This window comes from Streptosporangium sp. NPDC001681, assembly GCF_040298085.1.
GTDB lineage: Bacteria > Actinomycetota > Actinomycetes > Streptosporangiales > Streptosporangiaceae > Streptosporangium.
The window spans coordinates 1-4423 of sequence record NZ_JBEOZN010000267.1 but is presented as its reverse complement, the minus strand read 5'-3'; the positions used below and the strand labels follow the sequence as shown (position 1 = coordinate 4423).

General features: G+C 72.7%; 1 protein-coding gene. It reads left to right on the top strand.

The genetic code is table 11. The annotated features are described in order from the left end of the window. Positions 1-4423 (top strand): non-ribosomal peptide synthetase (locus ABT130_RS47120; protein WP_350966426.1); only part of this gene is annotated, 4423 nt, incomplete at both ends.

Sequence of the window (4423 nt, the reverse complement as noted above, 5' to 3'; positions counted from 1 at the left end):
GAACCGCTTTTCGACACCCTGCTCATCGTGGAGAACCAGCCGCACACCCGCGACCTGCCGCTGGGCGACGACGCCAGACTCCGGCTGGAGAGCAGCCGCGAGGAGACCGAGTACCCGGTCACCGTGTCGATCTCGGTCGACACCGGCCTGGAGTTGCGGCTCACCTTCGACCCCGGTCGTTTCGACGCGGACCTCGCCCGCGGTCTCCTGGACGGCTTCCGGCGGACGCTGTCGGAGGCCGTGTCGCGCCCGGAGGCTCCCCTACTGGCGCTGGAGACCTGGGATCGGGGGGAACGCGACCGGGCGCTGGCCCGGTGGAACGACACCGGGCGGCCCGAGGGGGAACGCCGCGTCCACGAGTTGGTGGCGGCACAGGCCGCGCGTACCCCCGGTGCGGTGGCCGTCTCGTGTGGCACCGGCACGTTGAGCTACGCCGAGCTGGAGGAGCGGGCCCGCCGGCTGGCGCACCGGCTCGTGCGCGGGGGAGCCGGACCGGGAAGCCGGGTCGCCGTGTGCCTTGAGCGATCCGCGAACCTGGTGGTCGCCCTTCTCGCCGTGCTCAAGTCGGGGGCCGCCTACGTCCCGATCGACCCGTCCTACCCGGAGGAACGGGTCAGGTTCATGCTGGCGGACAGCGGAGCCCCCGTGCTCGTCACTTCTCGGTCCCTGGCCGATCGCCTGCCCGCCCCCGAGACGGTGGTCCGTGTCGACGACGACGGCCCCGGCGAGTGGCCCGCGCCCTCGGAGCACCTCCCGGCGGAGCCGGTTCCGACGGGCATGGAAGACCTGGCGTACGTCATCTACACCTCCGGTTCCACCGGTCGCCCCAAGGGGGTGATGGTCACCCACCGGGGACTGGCGAACTACCTGTCCTGGGCAGGGAACGCCTATCCTCTCACCGGGCGGCGGGGCAGCCTGTTGCACTCCTCGGCCGGCTTCGACCTGACGGTCACCGCGCTCTTCCTGCCGCTGTTGTGCGGCAAGGACGTTACCCTCCTGCCGGAGGGGGCCGATGTCGACGACCTGCGCACCGCGCTGACCGCCGGGGACGACTACAGCCTGGTGAAGCTGACCCCCTCGCACATGTCGGCGCTGCTGGAGGTCACGCCGCCCGGCCGGCGGTTGCACGCCAGGACGCTCGTGGTCGGCGGTGAGGCACTGCCCTGGCCGCTGGCGGCCGCCTGGTGGCGCGACAATCCCGGCGCGGAGGTCTTCAACGAGTACGGGCCCACCGAGACCGTGGTGGGCTCGGTCGCCGCCTCCTACCGGGTGGCGTCCCACGAGGGCCGCTCCACGACCGGGCAGGTGCCGATCGGCCGCCCCGTCTGGAACACCCGTGCCCACGTGCTCGACGAGGGGATGCGGGCGCTGCCGCCCGGCGCCGTCGGCGAGCTGTACATCGGCGGCGCGGGTGTCGCCCGCGGCTACGCCGGGCGCCCGGGCCTGACCGCGGAACGGTTCGTCCCCGACCCGTTCGGGGACGGCGAGCGCCTGTACAGGACGGGGGATCTGGTACGTAGGTCGCCTGACGGCACGCTGGAGTACCTGGGGCGGGCCGACGAGCAGGTCAAGGTCCGCGGACACCGCATCGAGCCGGGAGAGGTGGAGGCGGCGCTGCTCGGGCACCCGGGGGTCGCGGCGGCGGCTGTTTCCGTGCGTGGGAAGGGGGCGGACGCCCAGCTGGCCGGCTACGTGGTCTGGCATCCCGGCGCCCCGCGCACCGGACTCCGCGACCACCTCGGGAAGCTGCTTCCCCCCTTCATGGTGCCGACGGCACTCATCGCGGTCGACGCGATCCCGCTGACGTTCAACGGCAAGGCAGACCACGCCGCGCTCCCGGATCCGTCCCCGCGGATGGCGGGTACCGCCTACCTTCCGCCACGCACGGAGCGCGAACGGGTGGTGGCGGATGTCTGGGCGCGGGTCCTCGGTGTGGACCGGGTGGGCCGCGACGATGACTTCTTCGGGCTGGGCGGTCACTCGCTGCGGGCCACCATGGTCGTGAGCCGGTTGCGCACGGCCCTGGGGGTGGAGGTCCCGCTCCGCCGCCTCTTCGAGCACCCGAGGCTGACGGACTTCGCCGCGCGGCTGGACGGCGAGCCGCGCGGCGGGCGATCTCCTGTCGGGGCCCGGCCGCGGGGACAGGACGCGCCACTCTCCTTCGGCCAGGAACCGCTGTGGTTCCTCGACCAGCTCAGGCCGGGACACGCGGACTACAACGTCCCCGTCGCCGTCCGGCTCCAGGGGCGGCTGGACGGCGAGGCCCTTCTCGCCTCGATCACCGAGGTGGTCGGGCGGCACGAGATCCTGCGGAGCAGGATCGAGAGGGCAGACGAGTCGGTGCGGCAGGTGACCGGACCCCTCGACGGCTTCCGGCCGGTTTTCGACGACCTGTCGGGCCTGCCTCGCGAGGAGGCGGAGGCGCGGGCGAGGGAGATCGCGCTGGCCGACGCCGTCGAGCCGTTGCCGCTGTCGCGGGGACCGCTCATGCGGGCCAGGCTGGTACGGCTTGAGGAGCGTGAGCATCTCCTACTGCTCACGGCGCACCACATCGCGACCGACGGCTGGTCGACGTCCGTGCTGTGGCGGGAGGTCGAGGCGCTCTACCGGGGGATCGTCATCGGCGAGCCCGTCGATCTTCCTCCCCTGCCCGTGCAGTACGCGGACTTCGCGTGGTGGCAGCGTGCCGACCGGCTGGCCGGAGACGAGCACCTGGACTACTGGAGGGACAGGCTCGCGGGCCTCGAACCGGCGGAGCTGCGGACCGACCGCCCCCGCCCCGCCCTGGGGGCGTGGCGGGGGGCCACGGTGGACTTCACGGTGCCGGAGGCGGTCGTGGAGAGACTGCGGGCTCTCGGGCGGGAGCACGGCGTCTCTCTCTTCACGACGCTGCTGGCGGGCTTCCAGGCGCTGCTCACCCGGTACACGGGACAGCACGACGTGGTGGTCGGCACACCGGTGTCCAACCGGAGCCACGCCGAGCTGGAACGGCTCATCGGCTTCTTCGTCAACACGGTGGTCCTGCGGACCGACGTCTCCGGCGACCCCTGCTTCGCGGACCTGCTACCGCGCACCGGGGAGACGGTCCTGGGGGCACTCGATCACGACATCCCCTTCGAACGGGTGGTCCAGGAACTGCGGCCCGACCCTGACCTCAGCCGCACCCCGCTCTTCCAGATCATGTTCGAGATGGAGGAACCGCCGGCCCTCCCCACCGGCCTGCCGGGTGTGACGGCCACCCCGGGCCCCGTTGCCTTCCCGGCGGCCAAGTTCGAGCTGGACGTCGCGCTCTCGGACCGCGGCGACCACATCGGGGGTGTCATCCGGTACGCGGCCGACCTCTTCGACGCCGTCACCGTGGAGCGACTGGCGGACGCCTACCGCCGGATCCTGGCGGCCGTCGCCGCCGATTCCCGAAGGCCGATCTCCACCCTGGATCTGCTCGGCCCCGCCGAGCACGACCGGGTCGTGAGGTCCTGCAACGACACCGTCGAGCCGTATCCCGAGGAGAGCTGCCTGCACGAGCTGATCGCCGCGCAGGCCGACCGCACGCCCGACGCCCCGGCGGTGACCGACGACGACGGCGGGCTGACCTACCGGGAGCTGGACCGCCTCTCCACCCGGCTCGCCCATGTCCTGCGCGACAACGGCGTGCGCGCCGACGTCCCGGTCGGGGTGTGGCTGGAGCGCTCCCGCGAGCTGGTCGTCGCCCTGCTGGCGGTGCTCAAAGCAGGCGGCGCCTACGTACCTCTCGACCCTGACCTTCCGGTGGCCAGGGCCGGGCAGATCCTCGCCGACTGCGGGGCGCCCGTCTGCCTCACCGGGCGCGCGCCGACGGGCTCGCCGCCGTCACGGGCACTGCTGCTCCCCGTCGAACTCGACGGGCCCGCCGCTCTCCCGGACGAACCTCTCACCGGTACCGCCCGTCCGGACCACCTGGTGTCGGTCTACTACACCTCCGGCTCGACCGGGATGCCCAAGGGGGTCGCCAGCACCCACCGCGGCTGGGTCAACCGGATGTGGTGGATGCAGCGGAGGTACGGGCTGCGGCAGGGAGAGGGGGTGCTGCACAAGACGGTGCTCAGCTTCGACGACTCCGCGGTGGAGATCTTCTGGCCGTTGATGACGGGTGGGAGGGTCGTGATCCTCCCACCGGGGCTCCACCGGGACCCCGCGGCCATCCTCAGGGCCGCGGACACCCACCGGATCGCGGTCCTGCAGTTCGTCCCCAGTGTGCTCGCGCTCTTCCTGGAGGAACTCGCCCCCGGCGGGCCGCCACGGCTTCCCGCCCTGCGCCATGTGATCTCCAGCGGCGAGGCCCTGCGCCCGGAACTCGCGGCGGCGTTCGCCGACCGGCTCGGCGGCTCCGGCTGCGGGCTGCACAACCAGTGGGGGGCGACCGAGGTCTCGATCGACTCCACGG